Source organism: Bacteroides neonati (assembly GCF_000499785.1).
Taxonomy (GTDB): Bacteria; Bacteroidota; Bacteroidia; order Bacteroidales; family Bacteroidaceae; genus Bacteroides; species Bacteroides neonati.
Window position 1 is genome coordinate 225,644 of the sequence record NZ_HG726023.1, and the last position, 19,203, is coordinate 244,846.

General features: G+C 38.7%; 7 protein-coding genes and 3 pseudogenes. 3 read left to right on the top strand and 7 right to left on the bottom strand.

Annotation, left to right across the window (positions count from 1 at the left end; all coding sequences use genetic code 11):
* Window positions 1-5: 5 nt before the first annotated feature.
* The 7 genes and pseudogenes from TY03_RS13695 to TY03_RS13725 all read right to left on the bottom strand — a co-directional run.
* On the bottom strand, window positions 6-1,502 hold the full coding sequence (locus TY03_RS13695) for a RagB/SusD family nutrient uptake outer membrane protein (protein ID WP_042370944.1): 1,497 nt from the start codon (window positions 1,500-1,502) through the stop codon (window positions 6-8).
* Window positions 1,503-1,534: 32 nt separating this feature from the next.
* Window positions 1,535-4,366 (bottom strand): annotated as a pseudogene (locus TY03_RS13700) (SusC/RagA family TonB-linked outer membrane protein); the annotation flags it as partial.
* 581 nt (window positions 4,367-4,947) lie between these two features.
* On the bottom strand, window positions 4,948-6,534 hold the full coding sequence (locus TY03_RS13705) for a SusD/RagB family nutrient-binding outer membrane lipoprotein (protein ID WP_042370948.1): 1,587 nt from the start codon (window positions 6,532-6,534) through the stop codon (window positions 4,948-4,950).
* 12 nt (window positions 6,535-6,546) lie between these two features.
* Window positions 6,547-9,513, bottom strand: a complete 2,967-nt coding sequence (locus TY03_RS13710; protein WP_074434183.1) for a SusC/RagA family TonB-linked outer membrane protein — start codon at window positions 9,511-9,513, stop codon at window positions 6,547-6,549.
* Between the two features lie 636 nt (window positions 9,514-10,149).
* A pseudogene (locus TY03_RS13715) lies at window positions 10,150-10,974 on the bottom strand (site-specific integrase); the annotation flags it as partial.
* Between the two features lie 171 nt (window positions 10,975-11,145).
* Window positions 11,146-12,429 carry an IS1380 family transposase gene (locus tag TY03_RS13720; RefSeq protein ID WP_042366226.1) on the bottom strand — a complete coding sequence of 428 codons (1,284 nt, stop codon included), beginning with the start codon at window positions 12,427-12,429 and terminating at the stop codon, window positions 11,146-11,148.
* Between the two features lie 86 nt (window positions 12,430-12,515).
* Window positions 12,516-12,920, bottom strand: a pseudogene (locus TY03_RS13725) (Arm DNA-binding domain-containing protein); the annotation flags it as partial.
* A gap of 462 nt (window positions 12,921-13,382) precedes the next feature.
* On the opposite strand from TY03_RS13725, the gene TY03_RS13730 reads away from it, so the two are divergent.
* Genes TY03_RS13730 through TY03_RS13740 form a run of 3 tightly spaced genes read left to right on the top strand, consistent with a single transcriptional unit; the run spans window position 13,383 to window position 19,191 of the window.
* The gene (locus TY03_RS13730) at window positions 13,383-16,685 is read left to right on the top strand and encodes a SusC/RagA family TonB-linked outer membrane protein (protein ID WP_042371379.1); all 3,303 of its coding nucleotides are present in this window, start codon (window positions 13,383-13,385) and stop codon (window positions 16,683-16,685) included.
* Between the two features lie 23 nt (window positions 16,686-16,708).
* A complete protein-coding gene (locus tag TY03_RS13735) occupies window positions 16,709-18,277 on the top strand; it encodes a RagB/SusD family nutrient uptake outer membrane protein (RefSeq protein ID WP_042370955.1) in 1,569 nt (522 codons plus the stop codon).
* A gap of 26 nt (window positions 18,278-18,303) precedes the next feature.
* Window positions 18,304-19,191, top strand: a complete 888-nt coding sequence (locus TY03_RS13740; RefSeq protein WP_230201978.1) for a zinc-binding metallopeptidase — start codon at window positions 18,304-18,306, stop codon at window positions 19,189-19,191.
* Window positions 19,192-19,203 lie beyond the last annotated feature (12 nt).

Consider the following 19,203-nt stretch of genomic DNA (forward strand, 5'->3'; position numbering starts at 1 on the left):
TTGTTTTAATATCCTGGATTCTGTTGAGCTTTTAGATTCGCATTTACATTTGTTTCTGTAACAGGAATAGGAAGGATAGCTCTAAAATACTTTCTATCAAACTTCCGTGATTCAACATTTAATGAATAATGATATCCCTGATCCTTAGAATCGGTATAGCGTGTTATCGTTTCATTGTTTCTCATTGCATCGAAGAAACGTTGTCCCTCACCAATCAGCTCTTTTCTTCTTTCAATTAAAATACGTTCTAAGGTAACGTTAGCGGCTTCTATAGCAACTGCATCCGGGTTAGCCCTTTGTACAATAGCATTCAAATACAATGCTGCTTTATCTTGGCTATTTCCTAATTTCACAGCAGCTTCTGCCGCGTTTAGGTAAACTTCAGACAATCGGAGCAATGGTAATGAATTAAGGCGCATTTCACCCGATTTTGGATCAGCGGGAAACTTGTTTATGAAGATCTTGGCTTTTCCGTATTGCTTGATTAAACCCGCGTCGCTTAGAGCTGGTAAAATAACATCCAGACGTATGTCTTTCGGGTCTTTGCTTAACATTTCAGTGAAGCTTTTAGTTACAATGGCATCTGCATACCCATCTTCGTTGAGCAAATAAGCAATTCCTTCACGGTCTGTCCAGTCATCATTACTATTATTCAATACTTCAAAAATCATTTCATTAGTATGACTTCCGTTTTCTTTCTGCCAAGCATCCACGTATTCTTCTGTAGTCCATAATTTGTAAGGAGAATTTTTGATGATATCTTCAGCTGTTGCCAGTGCATTTACATTATCTCCTTTAGTTAAATATACTCTTGCTAATAAGGCTTTAGCCGACCAAAGATTGATGTACCCTTGTGTTTTTCCCGTTGCTAGAAAAGTTGAATTAATAGCACTGTTTAAGTCTTTAATTACCTGAGTATATACCTCCGCTACCGTATTTCTTGAGGGAAGTGCCTCTTTTTCTAAGGGTTCTAATATAATTGGTATTCCTAGTGATGCACCATTGTCAGCAGTATATGGCATGCTATAGATCCTCACCAGATCAAAATGAACCAATGCTCTGACAACCAATGCTTCCGAGTAAATTTTCCCAATCTGCTCTTCTTTTGCATCCGTAACCTTTTTATTATCAATAGCTTGGATTAATCGATTAGCACGACGAAGAACATTATACGGTACATTCCACATATTGGGTGCATCATCTACTGTATAACGCATTTCATAACACGATGATGAACGCATGCCTTGCGTTCTTGCCTGCATGTCTTCTCCGCGTACATCGCCATAGTAAAACATTCGTGCTGCATAATAACTTGTATAGGTAGAGTTTCCCTGTAAACCATCGTACATACCGGTACGAGCTGTAAGTGCATCATTGTAGTTAGTGATAGCTTCGCTAGTGGGAATACCGTCCGCTGGCTTAGTATCTAGCCAATCGTTACCGCATGAGACTAGTCCCAGTATAGTAACCGTTAATGCGATTGATTTATATATCTTTTTCATAATTATTTCTGAATACTTTGTTTTTACTAAAATTAGAAACCAATCTCGAAACCAAATGTTACAGTTCTAAGTGCTGGGGTTTCGAAAGTGCTAAGACCATTCGCTGGTACTTCAGGATCAATGTACATGCCTTTTGCCTTCCATGTAAGCAGATTATTACCAGATACATATGCTCTTAACTTGTTAATACCTGCTTTCTCTGACCATTTTGCTGGCAAGGTAAAACCGAGAGACATGTTCTTGAGGCGTAAGTGATCGGTCGACAATAACCAGCGAGAAGAGGCTATATTCCTATTTCCATAAGCGAATTGAGGTAATTTAGCATTATCACCCTCTTTCTGCCATGTATCTTCTATCTTATAGTAGCTTGGGATGTTACCTAAATAATGATAGGTACCACCATTTGATTGCAACCAACTAGCTCTATCATACACATGACCGCCCAATGAATATGTCAGGGTAAAATTAAAGTCTATAAATTTCCAGCTGATATAATTGGTTAAACCACCTTGTAGCGTTGGTTGAATAGAGCCTATGATTGTCTTATTAGCTTTTGAAGAAACAGTTGTAGTTTCACGGCTTCCGTCTTCGCCATTAATGTAATACGACTCCTTACCTGTTTTAGGGTCAACTCCTGCATATTCGTAAGCGTAGATAGAGTAATAGGGTTCGCCAACACGATTAATCATAACGCCACTTATTACTTCTTGCTGCTCACCATCTAATTTTGTTAGAGTATTATTATTGTGTCCCACATTTAACGCTGTAGTCCACAGTAATTCTTTATTTTGTATATTAGTTGATTTTATTTCTAGCTCGAAACCACGATTTCTCATAGATCCTACGTTTACCAACATATTACTAACACCATCAGAGTCGATAACGCCAATAGCAGCGGAAATGGGTTTATCCATTAATAAGTCCTTGGTGTCACGATTATACCATTCAGCAGAAATCGACAATCTGTTGAACAATGTAACATCAATACCAATGTTAGTAGCATAATTTTTCTCCCATTTCAATTGAGGGTTATAAAAACGAGCTTCCGCAGAGCCACCACTACCATTATAGTTGTAACCAAATTCGTAAACTCCCATATATCCATAATAATCGGCTGGCTGTGTACCGTTTACGCCATAAGATGCGCGTATTTTGGCATCAGTAATGATGTCTGATACAGATTCCATGAATTTCTCTTGCGAAAGTCTCCAAGATCCTGACACAGACCAGAAATCGCCCCAACGACTTTCTCTTGCCAGACGAGAACTTCCATCACGACGGAAGCTGGCACTAGCATAATATCTTCCACTAAAATCATAATTCAAGCGACCCAAATAAGAGGTCATACGATAGCTTTGAATATTACTTGAACCTTTCGATACTCCTGCATTTGTTATCTCAGGCAAGAAAGAAGGATACGTATTACCATTGGTATATGTATAATCATACTTATAGTCTTCTGTTTCAAATCCAAGTAAGAAGTCAATATTGTGCCGGTTGAATGTTTTAACATACGACAATTGAGTCTGCGTATTCAATTTGCTCCGATTCATCATATAGCGTTGGAATACACCTTTTGAAGAGCGGCCATCGTTGCTACGTGGATCCCACCATACACGATTGTTGGTTTGATTAAAATCGTAACCCAAAGTTTCTTTTAGGTTTAAATTATCCCAAACATTCCAAGTTGCGGACAATGAATTCATCGTACGAATAATGCCGCTGCGGTCGTAATTGTAAGTTGCTGTCTGTAAAGGATTTGCGCCATTTAAAGCGGGGAAAACATTACTGAAAGTTCCATCTTCATTGTAGGGATAAGTAGAGGGAGAGGCAGTCATTGCCACACACATAATGGGGCTAGAAAAGCTTGTACCCTCTGAATTAACATTCTGATTAGAACTAGTAAACATGGTACTTGCTTCTAACGTTACTCTGTCTGCTTTGTGAGTAAGATTAGCACGTCCAGTTATACGTTCATAGCCAGAATTTAATGTAATACCCTCTTGTTTTGTATACCCCAGAGAAGTATAGAATTTAGTCTTTTCACTTCCACCTTGAGCATTTACTTCGTAGTTTTGGTGACTACCATTCTTAAATAGAATACTTTCCCAATCGGTGTATCCATTTTTAGGTTTAGCAGCAAATCCATCAATCTTACTGTCTGCATAAGCCTGAGCTTCTGCCTCAGAATTTCCACTGTTTTTTGCATAATTAACCAACCCTAAATGAAGCAACTCACGCCTATCTTCACCGTTAAGAGTTGGACGATAATCAATGGCTCTATTGGAAAACCCCCAGTCTGCTCTGAGATTGATCTTCATTTTGCCAGAAGAACCCTTCTTAGTTGTAATAACAATCACACCATTAGCAGCACGTGAACCGTAAAGAGAAGCTGCTGCAGCATCTTTAATCACAGTCATCGATTCAATATCATTGCTATTGATTGTAGATAATAAACTATTACCTGCATCAGAGTAACTAAATCCACTGGCATTACCAACCATAACGGGCACTCCATCAATAACATACAGTGGATTATTCCCTGCGTTGATCGATCCCATACCACGTATGCGAACAGACTCAACAGCACCCGGTTGTCCCGAGGTAGATGTGACTTGAACTCCCGCTACAGCACCTGCTAATTTGTCTTGCACGCTTAATGAAGGTATGTCTTGAAGTTTTTCAGTCGTGATACTCGAAGCAGCTCCTGTAAACGATGATTTCTTGAAGTTACCATAACCTGTAACAACGACCTCGTCAAGCATCTCATTATCAGGCTTAAGCGATGCTTTTACGTAGCTTTTAATACCCACTTCTTGAGTCATCATACCGATGTAAGAAATTTGCAAAGTTTTTGCAGAACTGTATTGGTGTGTATTTTGCTGGTTATTAGGTGATTAGTTTTTGTCTTTGAAACTGAATGATATTTTTTGAAAAAAATGCAACGTGCTTATTTATAAATGAATAAAATTCTTATCGACCTTTAAAGAGGCTGGATTCTTATGCTCGGAGATACCGCCTACCTTGCCGTTAAGAGGCTGTACAACAGTGTTGGTAAGTATGTTTTCGTGCAGCGTATATATCGAAATGAAGTACTAAAGTCTACTTTATGTATTTTAATGTGAGTTTTAAGTATATAAATTTTACCTATTGCTCAGAAGTATGGTTATAGGTGAAAGGATAATCCGATATATTTGAATAAAAAAATAATCGTAATAAAAAAAGATTTTTATTTTTGAGTGTTTTTTTGTTTTCATAGGATTCTTTATATGCAGCTATCATACCTGTAAAGTATCCCTTATCAAGAATATTACAAAATGAAAGTATAAAGAAAATGGAATGAGTAGATTTCAAACCCTTCGATTCGAAATCTATTCATTCCATCTCTCTGAATAGTAAAAAAAATACGCAGAATTACTGAGCTGTCATATTCTTCTTTTATTGATTAACGGCTTCCACCAGCCCACCATACGGGCTCTGAATAAACATATTGTCCATTACCATAAGCAGCCTCCACTTTCGGGTTAGCACTTACGTCCTCAGATCCATAAGGAGCGCGTAAGGGGAATTTGAATGGATTGTCCAGCTTGATATAGTCTTCATTCATTGCTTTCAAGCGACGAACGTCATTATAACACTCTGTTGATTCTCCAAATGCACCAAAGAAAGCGATATATTTCTGTATCATAACCTCTTTCACTGCATTAGCGGCAAATAATGGTTTTACTGAAGCATCGAAGTAAGCATCTACATCGGTAGCAGTAAGAGGAGCGCTTGTTGCAATAACACCACCATATTTTGCTACGGTAGTCGATGAGAATGCAGCAGCAATACCTACTTCTGCATTGGCAACGGCAGCTTTGATAGCTTCTCTTAATGCCAATTCAGCATCTGCATGCTTCAAACGTGCTTTTGCTTCTGCTTTTAAGAACAACAGTTCATGAAAGCTCATCAGCATTGTTGGGCAAGTTTGCGAATATACAAAAATCGGTGTGTTATACTTATACTTCACCGGTTCTCCTGTACCATTCGGAGATACTCTAAATCTTCTGTCGTCAGCTCCTTTTATTTGAATAGATACGGTATCGCGCCCCATATATCCTTGTCCGACTGCGAATACGCGATGCATTCTTGGGTCGTTACGTTCAATCAGCTTATCGGCATAACTTTTGCTAGCTGCCAAACCATCACGACTCCACTGGAGGTCAAACAAAGGATTCAGGTTGGTCTCGTTGTACATTGAAAAGGCTGCTTGTTCGCTAATAGAGGCAAATGACTTATCTACGTATTCAATAACCTTTTGCAAATCGGCCTCTTTTGTTGAAGAGCGTGCCAATAAGCGCATTGTATAGCGTGCTTTAAGTCCATAAGCCAATTTCAGCCATTTGTTGGCATTGCCTTTGTACAGAAAATCATAAGAGCCAATCTTATCCGATTTATCTCCTTTGGGTAGGTCGACAATTGCAGCATCCAGATACTCCATGATGGCTGCATAAATAGCCTCTTGCTTATCAATATCCGGTGACATATAAGGAGGCAGACCATTTGTCAACTCGCCAGAGGCGGCTTGGCTAAAAGGAGTGTCGCCAAATGAATCGGCTATTAGACCTGCGTTGATAGCAGCCAACACCTCGGCAATACCTTTCGTAGTGTAATTGGCAGTAACCTCGTTTGAGCTGAGGTTAATGGCAATACGAGCATTCTTCAATGTTGAGTAGAGGTTTCCCCATACATTATTGAAGGTAGAGGCTGATGAAGGCTCACCGTTTCTAGTTTCCGCGTTAGCTAACTGATTGTCAACTCCTACAGAGTGCTCTACATAGATTGAATAGTATGTATTCAGATCACCTCCGATGTTGCTGAATGCAGTAGAAGTAATAACATCGGCCAAAATAAACTTGGCTGGAACACTTGTTGTATGATCGTTGTCTGCATTGACGCGATCCATTGCATCCTCCGAGCAAGAGGTAAATGCAACAGAAATCAATGCCATCGACAGAATCCCTTTTGATATATTCAATATTGATTTCATCTTTTGTTCTTTTTAAAATTTAACTGTTAAACCGAAGCCATAGCTAGAAGTTCCCGGTAGAGAAAAACGCTCAAAGGCTCCTGCCATGTTGTTGTTTCCTTGTGATGACTCAGGATCGATACCGTTGTTCATCTCAGACCAAAGCAGAATGTTGCGGGCAAACACGTTGGCTGTTACCTTCAGGAATGATTTATTCAACACAGGATAGCTCAATGCGATTTCGCGTAACTTCAAGAAAGACGAGCCGAATACACCTGCTTCAGAGATAGTACTTAAGCGATCGAAATAATCATATGCGGCCGATCCTTTGATGTTGATGTCATTAGGTGCATAGCTGCCATCTGCCAATTGTTTTACTGCATATTTCTCAAAAAGGAATGATTCCATGTTACGATAATCTGCCGATTTTTGAGTTACTCCATAATAATCAAGCGTAGAAACGGTACCGGCATACATAACACCCCCTTGTTTCCAATCTAAAACAGCCGAAAGACGGAACTTATAGAGCTCCAAAGCTGTATTGAATCCTAATCTGAAATCGGGAGAAACGTTACCAAGCACTCTGTCTTCACCTTTAATAGGCAAACCATTCTTGTCTACAACAATGTCGCCATTATCATTACGCTCATAGCTTGTACCGTAGATTACAGGGAATTTATCTCCGGCGCTCAATCGTACTTGTGGGTCAACAAAACCACCCAGCATAATGCTTGATACACCCGGAGCCAACTTGTCTACGTAGTTATCAATTTTAGAGAAGTTGAATGCAAAATCCCAATTGATATTTTTAGTTTTGATAGGGTTTACACTCACGGTAAATTCATGAGCATTGGTATGAACAGATCCGCCATTTGTTACCAATACACCATATCCGGTCGAAGCAGCCAAAGGCACTTCAAAGATCTGATCTTTTACATTTTGGCGAGAATAAGTATAGTTCAACGAAACCAATCCGTTCCAGAAAGCAAAGTCAGTACCAATTTCGTACGAACGCGTGTTTTGAGGTCTCAAGCTTGGATCATAAAGTCTTGAAGAAGGAGTAAATGCCATAATTCCACCAAGAGGATATTGGATAGGAGTACCTGAAGAGAAACCACCACCATATCCTGGTGTACGATAGTATGAAGGATAATATGTACCGGCCTGTCCTACTTCCGCGTACGAAACACGAAGCTTACCAAAAGTCAATACGTCATTCTGCAATGCCTCTAATTCGGTAAAGATGAATCCAAGTGAAACAGAGGGGTAAGTGAACGAACGATTGTTGCGAGGCATTGACGAAACGATATCGTTACGAACAGTTGCATTGAAATACAACATATTCAAGTACGACAATGATAGATTGGCAAAATTACCAACTGTACGCTCGCGATGGTAGGTGCTTATGGATGTATACACCGATGCATTGGAGATATGGTTCCAACCAGGGAAGTTGAAGTTGTTTCCAATGTTATCTTTGTATTTAGTGGCTTTCTCTACCAACTCATTACCATACAAGAAGTTTAGGTCTAAGTCCTGAGTGATTTTCCAATCATAGGCAACTGTAAACAATGAGTTCATTTCATTGCTTGTTACAGTCTGCTCTTCGGCACTACCTGTTCCATTAGAATGTCCGTATCCCCAGATATCGGTATAGTTGGTCGTGTATGCGTCTACACCTAATTGGTATTTTACATCTAATTTATGATTCTCAGTACCAAACTTGGTTGAATATTGAGCGAAAGCGTTTCCAAAGAAACGTTGTGTACGCTCCGTAAACGAGTTGTTATCTACTGCCCAGTATGCGCCGTCAAAACCACCGGTTGAACGGTATGTGTTTTGCTTATAAGGCTGTCCTTCAACAAATGAAGGAATACCTCCTAAATCATAGCTGGCAGGTGCACCATACACAGTTGCCATAATACCGTTGTTGGCGCCGGTTTGTTTCTTAATCTTAGAATAAACAAAGTTACCGTTGAAACCGGTCGACCAGTTCTTGTTCAGTTGAGTTTGAGCAGTCATTTTTGCATTATAGCGATCCATTCCTGTAGAAGGAACAATACCCGATGCGTTTGTATTTCCCAAAGAAAAAGAGTAGCTTCCCTTATCCAGGCTTTGTGCTACGTTCACACTGCTATTCCAAGTTGCAGCTGTATTAAAGAAATCTTTGGCGTTATTATATACCCGTGGAGTAGCCCAAGGATCTAAACCGGCAGTAGCCCGTTGAGGAACATAATATTGTCCTTCGCGCTTACCAAACTGATCTGTATACTTATTCTGAGTATTACCACCATAATTCGGGTCATTAGCCAAGTCGCTAATTTTGGGTCCCCATGAACGAGAGTCGGTTGGTCCGAATGCTCCCTTAAAACCCTGTGCAAATTCTGTTTGGAAATCAGGCATCGTAGATACTTTGTCGAAAGAAAGTCCAGTGTTTATAGTCACATCAGGTTTTCCTTGACCAGCACCTTTTCCGCTTTTAGTTGTGATAATTATCACACCATTCGACGCGCGCATACCATACAACGCCGAGGCAGCTTGCCCTTTCAAGATATTGATGCTTTCAATATCGTTCGGATCAATATCCACTGCGCGGTTGGCATAATCGGAACCAGTTACTGAGTTGTTCGTGCTCAAGTCTGCAGATGACGAAATGGGCATTCCATCTACCACATAAAGTGGGGTGTTGTCTCCCGTAAACGAACGTGATCCGCGAATTGTCATTTTTGACGAAGCTCCGGGCATACCTGATGAAGGTGAAATTTCGACTCCCGAAACCTTACCTTGCAACGCACTTGCCAAGTTTGTACTTGACGCTTGTGTAAGTTTATCTCCTTTTACGTCTTGAACTGCATACCCGAGTGCCTTCTTCTCTTTCGAAATACCCATGGCTGTCACAACAACCTCATCAAGCACCTCTGCGTCAGTCTTTAATATAACCTTCACATTGGGGGCAATAACCACCTCTTGGGCTACCATTCCGATGTATGAAACCTGCAAGGTCCTTGCAGAACTAATTCAAAAATAACAAATTGATTATCAAATATATAGCAATTTTTAAAAGACGCTTCCTTTGCCATTAAATAAATTACATAATCATCTGTTTTACAGAAAGATAATAAGTTAACTAATATGAAATCACACTCAAAAAAAATGGTATAAATCTACCATAATAATCTTTATTATACTTACTTTATATAGCTGATATACAAATATAAATCTAAATATATTATGTTATTAAACACATTAAATGTGATACCCAATAGATACTATTAGTTTTATTACCATGCTTTTTGTTTGCTATTTTTACTTTTCAAAAACACATATTAATTAAGACTTTCTATTACTCTAACAATAGATCAATTTGTAAAGATAATATATTTGCAATATTGAATTTTAAGCTATATATAGTATTCGTTTACACATCAACAACATACTATATTGAATAACGTATACGAGTACGGCCTCACTTACTATCAATAGATAAAAAACATCCGGATGTTCTATATCAAAACACCCGGATGTTATGTACTAAAACATCCGGGTGTTTGTATGGTAAGTAATATATATAATGAAAGGAGATAGCTATATTTTATTCTATATAAAACAACTTAAACATGTATAGCAAGCCATCAATTAAGGTAAATGCAGCACTCCCTTACTCTTTTCAAGATCATTCACAATAGTTATATCCATAATATTGGTATATACCTGGGTTGTTTTAACACTACGGTGCCCTAATAGTTTTTGAACGGTAGTAATACTCACTCCACTATATATTAATAAGGTGGCATTGGTATGGCGAGCGGTATGGAACGAGAAATGCTTGTGCACACCAGCCAGTTTTGCAATCACCAATAACTCTTTATTAATGTTTGAGTTATCTCGAATATTAAAAAGATCACTAAGATTATCGCGATATTTATTTAGGATATGAATACTTTTTCCACCAAACAACAGGTACAATGGTAACCGAACTTCCGTTCTGGTTTTTACAGAACGATAAATCAGCCATGTTTCCTGATGAATCTCCACTATATTATCCGGTTTAAGGTTTACAAAATCAGAGTATCTCAAACCAGCATAGCAACAGAATAAAAATGCATCAATTGTCTTTTGCAAACGAGCATATCGTCCTTCAAGCTTCAGGTTCTCAATGCGTGCGAGTTCCTCTGGGGACAGATGAGTATGGTTGTTCTCTATTGATTTAATCTTATACTTTCTGAAAGCATACTTCTGTATCTCCATATGGTCTTTATTTATAGCCACATTAATATATTTTTTGAGATGCTTCATATGCTTTCCTATCGTATTAACATGGTACTTTTTGGATTGCAGGAAGTAATCAAAAGAAGATATAAAATCAAAAGTTAGCTCATGAAAGGCAATGTCTTTCTTATATTCCTTCAACAACTCAAGAGTTGATTGATGATTACGCTTAGTGCTTTCTTTTAAAGAAGAGCCTCAAATCCGCAGCTAATTTATAACTGATTCAAATAGCGATTTAATTCACCTAATAGTTCCTACTCGTAGCTTTTCCCCCTGCTTTTCTCCTTGATTTCAGGTTATAGGGCATAGCTTCCCCTTTCCCCAGTTAGCTGAAGGCATAAGTAATCCCACGAAAAGTTGTTTTTACGGACTCCAAAGCAACTTGTATGGTTTGTCGGAATAAATATTGAGTACCCATTGTCTGCCTGTCTTTACCCATTTCGCAGGAACTGTAATGAATCGAAAGATAAATCGTTTGACTCGGCTTACCGGTTCAATATCTTCAAACACGGCTGCAACCTTCTCAATAAGGTAAGCATAAAAGTTTTTAGCCATGGCTGTAAGTAGCAGGAATACTGTATTCTCTTTGAGGAATGAACAGGGAAGATGACTCCACCCGAAATCGTTATTCATCATGTCGAATGTTCTTTCACAGGCTCCACGAGCATTGTAGAAGAGTACAATGTCTTTTTCAGAACTTTCATGGTCATTGGTTAAGATGCACCGATAGGTGTATTCACCATCAAATAGGTCCAATTGGTTGTCCTTACGCTTTTGCCTTTGAATAACAAGTCGGTAGTTTTCTTCTTGCAAAAAGGAAGTAAAAGGTATGGAGGTCACTTCATAATTCTCGAAGTTGATTTCTTCTTTTTTCCAATCTGTGATTTTCGTCATTTCTTCATACAGAGACTGACATTTGCCGGCTCGTATGTAGAACTTGTTGCAGTAGCCATGTGTCATACGGATAATCTCTTCCGAATAAGAACCACAGTCCATCCGGCAACGGTCTATGAATATTCCCCTATCGGCCAAACGACGAAAAGTCCGTTGGAGCGTATCCGCTTGACGAAAACGGACATTTGCGTTTGCGGCCCGATTTTCCACACCAACAATGTTACCACCAATAGTTGCCGTGCCGGGGAAATAACCACGTTTTTTCTTGTAAGAATACTGAGTGTCATACTTTTCTGTGGGAATAAACTGGTGGTCGAAGTCCAAGTTATAAAGCGTGTTTGGCTTGAGTTGTTCTGTTTGAAGGAGCATATCGAGCATCAAACTATTAAGCTGTTCCGCCTTATTGAAAGCATAGCTTGCTCCTTTTTGGGAAGTATAGTGGATATCCAATTCTGCGAGTTCTTTTATGCCTCTCAATAAAGTATCCGGACTGGGGATTTCAGTATCCGGGCGTAATTCAAGATGTTTGCCAAGGTGTTTGCCGATATCTTCGATGTGGTCACCGCCGCAATAGTAGATCCAAAATAGGCTCGAAATAATTTCGCTATATTGGTAACCGGCGTAGGAAGAACGTAATCCTAAAGATTTATCGATCACGGAATTCAGTCCTAAACGAGAAAATTCATCCATTGCGTAAAATATACCCCCAAAAGGAGTGATATTATCTGATTTTATGGCTATTTTTGTTGTCATATGCACAAGTACCTTTATGGTTTGTTTGGTAGCACTAATTTAGGTGAATCTTGTGACATAACCAAACCTTGAGGATGTTATTCATCCTCAAGTGTTTGGATTCTCTGAAAATAATATGACTGCGGATTTAAGGAAGAGCTCTCTACTTCTTTTTTATAAAAAGAGAGAAAAGAGCCCGAGTCTTCGACCGTTGTCGTTAATGCATCTTTTAGGATATCTAGACTAATGGGTTTGCCCTGCTGCCACAACGCCAGTTCTTCTTTCTCAATAGCAGCAATGCGTTCATACATCATCCTGTTCAATGCTTCTGCGTTTGGGTGGTTTTTAACCAACCTCTTTTTATTATCCCACTGATCGGGTCTTAAGTAGACTTTAGTCGAAAAATATTTCTTTTTTCTTTGCAAATAAGCTTCAATTTGCACTAAAGCCATTCCTCTTTCATTTAGACACTTCTTTCTGTTAAAAACTAAACTGTAAACTATTTTATCCATTGCCCTCGGTTTAAGTTGGTGTAGCAAATACATAACACAAAATTAAGCATAATCTCAAAATGCCCAATAATGCTCATATTTCTTTTTATGCGCTCTTTCGTATCACGTCTCCGTTTGTTTGCTTTGATAAAATTGCAGAAAATTAATTTATGTAGCAAAAATAGGGAGTGAAAAAGAATTGTTTTTAGTGCATTTTAATGCTATACAACAGAAAATATCTATTTTTCGGCGTTTTTGGTTTCATTTTTCTATTTCAGAAAGTAAGCGCCCACACCCCCTTTTAACGTTTATATGCAGCAAATATATGCTGTTAAGCATAAAATGAATATGTTTAATAACAGTTTGTTATATTTATGAGGTTTTTTTGATAAAATAGTTGTCCATTTCATATTTATTAATATATTTGCATTTTGTTAGAGTAAAGAAACAATTAATGTGAAGTTAAACTTTAAGAGAGAATTTATGAAAAGAAAATTAATGCTGTTATTGACCTGCCTTTTTGTTGGTATAGGTCTAGTAACTGCCCAAACTCAGAAGGTTACAGGTGTTGTGATTTCTGAAGAAGATGGGCAACCAGTTGTTGGAGCCTCTGTATTAGTAAAAGGTACTACTGTAGGTACTATCACTGATATAGATGGTAAATTTACTTTGTCGAATGTGCCAAGTTCTGCAAGAACTCTACAGGTTTCGTTTATTGGTATGAAATCTCAAGATGTGGGCATAAAATCTATTCTAAAAATTGTGCTAGATCCCGACTCTGAGTTACTTGATGAAGTAGTTGTAACAGGTATGACAAAGGTTGATAAGCGTCTGTTTACCGGTGCAGCTGCTAGCTTAAATGCTGATAATGTAAAATTAGATGGTATTGCTGAGATTAGTAGAGGTCTTGAAGGACGTGCTGCTGGCGTATCAGTGCAGAATGTATCAGGTACTTTTGGTACAGCTCCCAAAATACGTGTACGTGGTGCCACCTCCATTTATGGTAGTTCAAAGCCACTTTGGGTCGTTGATGGAGTGGTAATGGAAGATGTTATAGAGGTTAGCGCCGATCAGCTTTCGTCCGGAGATGCTACCACTTTGATTAGTTCGGCTATTGCCGGATTAAACTCGGATGATATTGAAAGCTTTCAGATCCTTAAAGATGGTTCTGCTACCTCAATTTATGGTGCTCGTGCTATGGCTGGTGTAATTGTTGTTACCACCAAAAAAGGAAAATCCGGGCAAAGCCGTATTAGTTATACTGGCGAATTTACCTATCGTCTTAAACCCCGTTATTCTGAATTCAATATTATGAACTCACAAGATCAAATGGGAGTATATCAAGAAATGCAGCAAAAGGGTTTTCTCACCCTTGCTGATGTAGGTACCGCAAGTGAAAGCGGGGTTTATGGCAAGATGTACGATTTGATTGCTAAAGGTAAATTGCTTAATACAGAGGCTGCGCGAAATGAATACCTTCGTGAAGCTGAGTTTCGTAATACTAATTGGTTTGATGAATTGTTTCAAAGTAATCTAATGCAAACACATTCGGTCAGTGTGACGTCAGGTAATGAAAAGGCCAATTATTACGCTTCGCTGAGTGCATTGATTGATCCGGGATGGTCTAAGCAAAGTAAGGTAAACCGCTATACGGCTAACTTGAATGCTACGTATAATATATTGGATAATCTATCAATAAACCTTATTTCGGGAGCATCCTATCGTAAGCAAAATGCACCGGGTACACTATCATCCAATATTGATGCCGTCAATGGGGAAGTGAAACGTGATTTCGATATTAATCCGTATTCTTATGCATTGAATACATCGCGGGCACTTGATCCTTCTGTATTTTATAATCGTAATTATGCGGAGTTTAATATTTTACATGAATTGCAGAATAATACAATGGATATCAACCTTACTGATTTGAAGTTTCAAGGTGAGATGAAGTGGAAGCCGATTAAAGGTTTGGAAGCATCCATTCTAGGTGCGGTGAAGTATCAATCGACCTCGCAAGAGCATCATATTTCTGATTTTTCAAATCAAGCTATGGCATATCGTGCAATGCCTACGACGACTATTCGTGATAAAAACCCTTTTTTGTATACAGACCCCGATAATATTTATTCTGTACCCATTACAGTGCTACCTCAAGGTGGTATTTATGAGCGCAGTGATTACAGCATGTTGTCGTACGACTTTCGTGGAGCACTGTCTTATAATACGGTCATTGATGATAAACATATCATAAACCTTTATGGAGGAACTGAAGTGAACTCGGCAGATAGACATAAGACATGGTTTCGTGGTTGGGGAATGCAATATGCTATGGGCGAGATTCCTTTTTATGCATACCAAGTATTTAAAAAGGGGGCTGAAGAAGGATCTGATTATTATAACATGACAAATATGCATTCGCGAAATATTGCTTTCTTTGGCAATACTACTTATTCATATCAAGGAAGATATATTGTCAATGGAACGATTCGTTATGAGGGTTCAAATAAATTGGGACGTACTACTTCTTCTCGCTGGCTGCCTACATGGAATGTTTCTGCTGCTTGGAATGCACATGAAGAGGCTTTCTTTAAAAGTATAACCCCCGCCGTATCGCATCTGACACTCAAGGCTTCTTATAGTTTAACTGCCGATAGAGGCCCTGCCAATGTAACCAACTCGAGAGTTGTTATTGGCAGCTACAATCCGTGGCGTCCTACAAGCGGTGTTTCCGAATCAGGGCTAAATATTGTGAATTTAGAGAATGGTGCGCTTACCTATGAGAAGAAACATGAGCTAAATATTGGAATTGATCTTGGATTTATAGATAATCGCATTGGAGTAGCTGCAGATTGGTATAAACGTAATAATTATGATTTGATTGGTATCGTCAATACGCAAGGCCTTGGAGGCGAAATTCAGAAATATGGAAATGTGGCTTCTATGAAATCTAGTGGGTTTGAATTGACTTTATCCACTAAGAATATTCAGACCAAAGACTTCTCATGGAGTACTGATTTTATCTATTCGCACAATAAAAATGAAGTGACTGAATTGGAGACTACCTCACGTGTTATTGATCTGGTTTCTGGTACCGGGTTTGCTAAACAAGGGTATCCGGTTCGCTCTATTTTTTCAATTCCCTTTGAAGGGTTAAATAATGAAGGTTTACCTACATTTACAAATCAAAAAGGGGAAAAGACGGTTTCAGGGGTTTATTTTCAAGAACGTAAAAATCACGACTTTTTGGTTTACTCCGGCTCGGCTGATCCTACAGATATGGGTAGCTTAGGTAACATCTTTTCGTATAAAAATTTTCGGTTAAACGTGTTTATTACCTATTCTTGGGGAAATGTTATTCGTCTCGACCCTGTATTTAAGAGCTCTTATAGCGACCTTACATCAATGCCGAAAGAGTATCGTAACCGTTGGGTGGTTCCCGGAGATGAAAATATAACGACCATACCTGTCATTGCAAGTGTTCGTCAACGTAAAAATGACTCAAACTTAGGGGTGGCGTATAATTCCTATAATTATTCAACTGAGCGAATTGCCGATGGTGATTTTATTCGTATGAAAGAAGTTTCGCTGGTTTATGATTTTCCCAAAGGGACGATTAGTAAATGGAAATTGTCTAATCTCTCACTTAAATTGCAGGCGACTAATCTTTTTTTGATATATGCTGATAAGAAACTGAATGGACAAGATCCTGAGTTCTTTAATACGGGCGGTGTAGCTGCTCCTGTTCCTAAACAATTTACACTCACGTTACGATTGGGATTATAATTAATTTTAATAAAGAAAATAAGATGAAAAGAAAATATATATTGCCGATACTTACCATTGCAGGTGTTCTTAGCTGCACCTCGTGCAATGATTACTTAGATGAAATGCCCGATAACCGTGCCGAACTTAATACAGAGGCTAAAATCATTAGTTTATTAGTTTCGGCTTATCCGAAAAATGACTATGTAATGTGTGCGGAAATGGCTTCGGATAATACCGATGATTATGGAGAAACAAATCCTTACGGTGGTCGCTTCTACGAGCAACTTTACAATTGGATGGATGTGACAGAGTCTAATAATGAAAGCCCGGCTCGTGTGTGGGAAGCTTGCTATGGTGCTATTGCTGCAGCCAATCAAGCCTTATCTGCTATCGAAGAAATGGGTAATCCCGCGTCTCTGAACCCTGCTAGAGGGGAAGCACTGGTCTGTCGTGCTTATGGGCATTTTATTCTTGTTAATATTTTTTCGCAACACTATACTAAGCAATATGCCGACAAAGATTTAGGTATCACCTATATGGAGAAGCCTGAAACAGCACTTAGCCCAAAGTATGAGCGTGGTACGGTAGCGCAAGTTTATGAAAAAATAGAAGCCGATTTGTTGGCCGGAATCCCATTAATAAATGATGCCATATATTCAGTTCCTAAGTATCACTTTAATATGAAAGCTGCCAATGCTTTTGCATCCCGCTTTTTTCTCTATTATCAGAAATGGGATGAAGCGATCAAGTATGCTTCTCTGGCTTTAAGTAGTGCTCCTCAGACGGTGTTGCGTAATAATGTAGAGCTTGCTAAATTACCACGTGATCCGCTGGCTAAAGTATCTACACAATACATTAGCGCAGCACATAAATGTAACTTTCTTCTTTTAACAGCCTATTCTCAGTTAGGTACGGTTTATGGTGCTTACTATACCGGCTCACGCTATGCGCATGGTGCTGTAATCTCAAAGACTGAAACATTGCAGGCAGAAGGTCCTTGGGGGACTTATTCGGCTAATACATTTTATCTCGCTCCATGGGTATATGGGGGTACTAACTTGGATAAAGTTTTGCTGCCACGTGTGCCTTATTTGTTCGAATATACCGATCCTGTGGCAGGAACAGGTTATACCCGCTCGGTTTATACCGGTTTTACTGCAGAGGAAACGTTGCTGAATCGTGCTGAGGCTTATATTATGAAGAAGGATTATGTAAATGCCACAGCTGATATGAAGCTATGGGCTGACAATACGGTGAAAACAGGTGCCAAGTTGACTGAAGCTTCAATAGAGGCTTGGGCTAATAAATTTAATTACTATACGCCTACTGTTCCTACACCGAAGAAGAAGTTGGCTCCTGACTTTGTTATCGAAGAAGGTAAGCAAGAGAACTTTATTCAGTGTTTACTCTTTATCCGTCGTCATGAAACCATGCATTCCGGATTGAGGTGGTTTGATACGAAGCGTTATGGTATTGAATTGACGCGACGTATTATTCAGAGTGGAAAGGTCGCTTCTACAGGTGATGTACTGAAACCGCGTGACAATCGCTGTGCTATGCAGATACCAGCCGATGTTGTAGCTGCAGGATTGACTCCAAATCCGAGATAATGAATCGTTAGTAATAAACTTTAATAATGAAAACAATGATAAGAAATATAACTAATATTTTATTTGTGGCACTAATGTTTGCCCTCATTTCGGCTTGTGGCGAAGATGGGTTGAATGCTGATAGTGTTATTAAAGAGTCTCAACGAGAAGAAAATGATTTTGATCGTTGGATTATTCAAAAGTATGTAACTCCTTACAATATTGATTTTAAATATCGTATGGAGGATATTGAATCTGATCGGGACTATAATTTAGTTCCTGCTAACTATACAAAGTCTGTTCAAATGGCAAAATTAGTCGATTTTCTTTGTCTTCAAGTATATGATGAAGTTACTGGTAGCAAAGAGTTTATTCGAAGCTATTTCCCTAAAATGATTCACTTAGTGGGTTCACCCGCCTATCGTAATAATAACACGATGGTATTGGGTACTGCCGAAGGGGGACTGAAGATTACTTTGTATAATGTAAATGCAGTAAAGGTTACGGATGTGGAAGAGCTTAATCGCTTTTATTTCAAAACGATTCATCATGAGTTTGCTCACATATTGCACCAAACAATTCCTTATACGACCGATTTTAAGGAAATTACCGGAAGCTCTTATGTTAAAGATAGTTGGAATACAACCTATAGTAGTGAAAATGAATCTCTTCCAAAAGGATTTATCAGTCCTTATGCATCAAGTGCTCCCGATGAGGATTTTGTAGAGCTAATTTCAATTTATGTTACTAGTTCTCCGGAAGTATGGGCTGAAAAGATGAAAAAGGCAGGTGAAGGATTAGGGCTGGTGACTGCGAAGTTTGAAATAGTATATAACTATATGTTGAATTCTTGGAATATTGATTTAAATAAATTACGCGAATTGGTATTGAGGAATGAAAGTAAGATCGGAGATTTAGATTTAGATAAACTTTAATAAGAAGATGTT

Excerpts from the sequence above, each read along its gene's own strand:
- TY03_RS13740 (WP_230201978.1), top strand. The coding sequence starts at position 18,304 with ATGAAAACAATGATAAGAAATATAACTAATATTTTATTTGTGGCACTA.
- TY03_RS13720 (WP_042366226.1), bottom strand. The coding sequence starts at position 12,429 with ATGACAACAAAAATAGCCATAAAATCAGATAATATCACTCCTTTTGGG.
- TY03_RS13695 (WP_042370944.1), bottom strand. The coding sequence starts at position 1,502 with ATGAAAAAGATATATAAATCAATCGCATTAACGGTTACTATACTGGGA.
- TY03_RS13705 (WP_042370948.1), bottom strand. The coding sequence starts at position 6,534 with ATGAAATCAATATTGAATATATCAAAAGGGATTCTGTCGATGGCATTG.
- TY03_RS13735 (WP_042370955.1), top strand. The coding sequence starts at position 16,709 with ATGAAAAGAAAATATATATTGCCGATACTTACCATTGCAGGTGTTCTT.
- TY03_RS13730 (WP_042371379.1), top strand. The coding sequence starts at position 13,383 with ATGAAAAGAAAATTAATGCTGTTATTGACCTGCCTTTTTGTTGGTATA.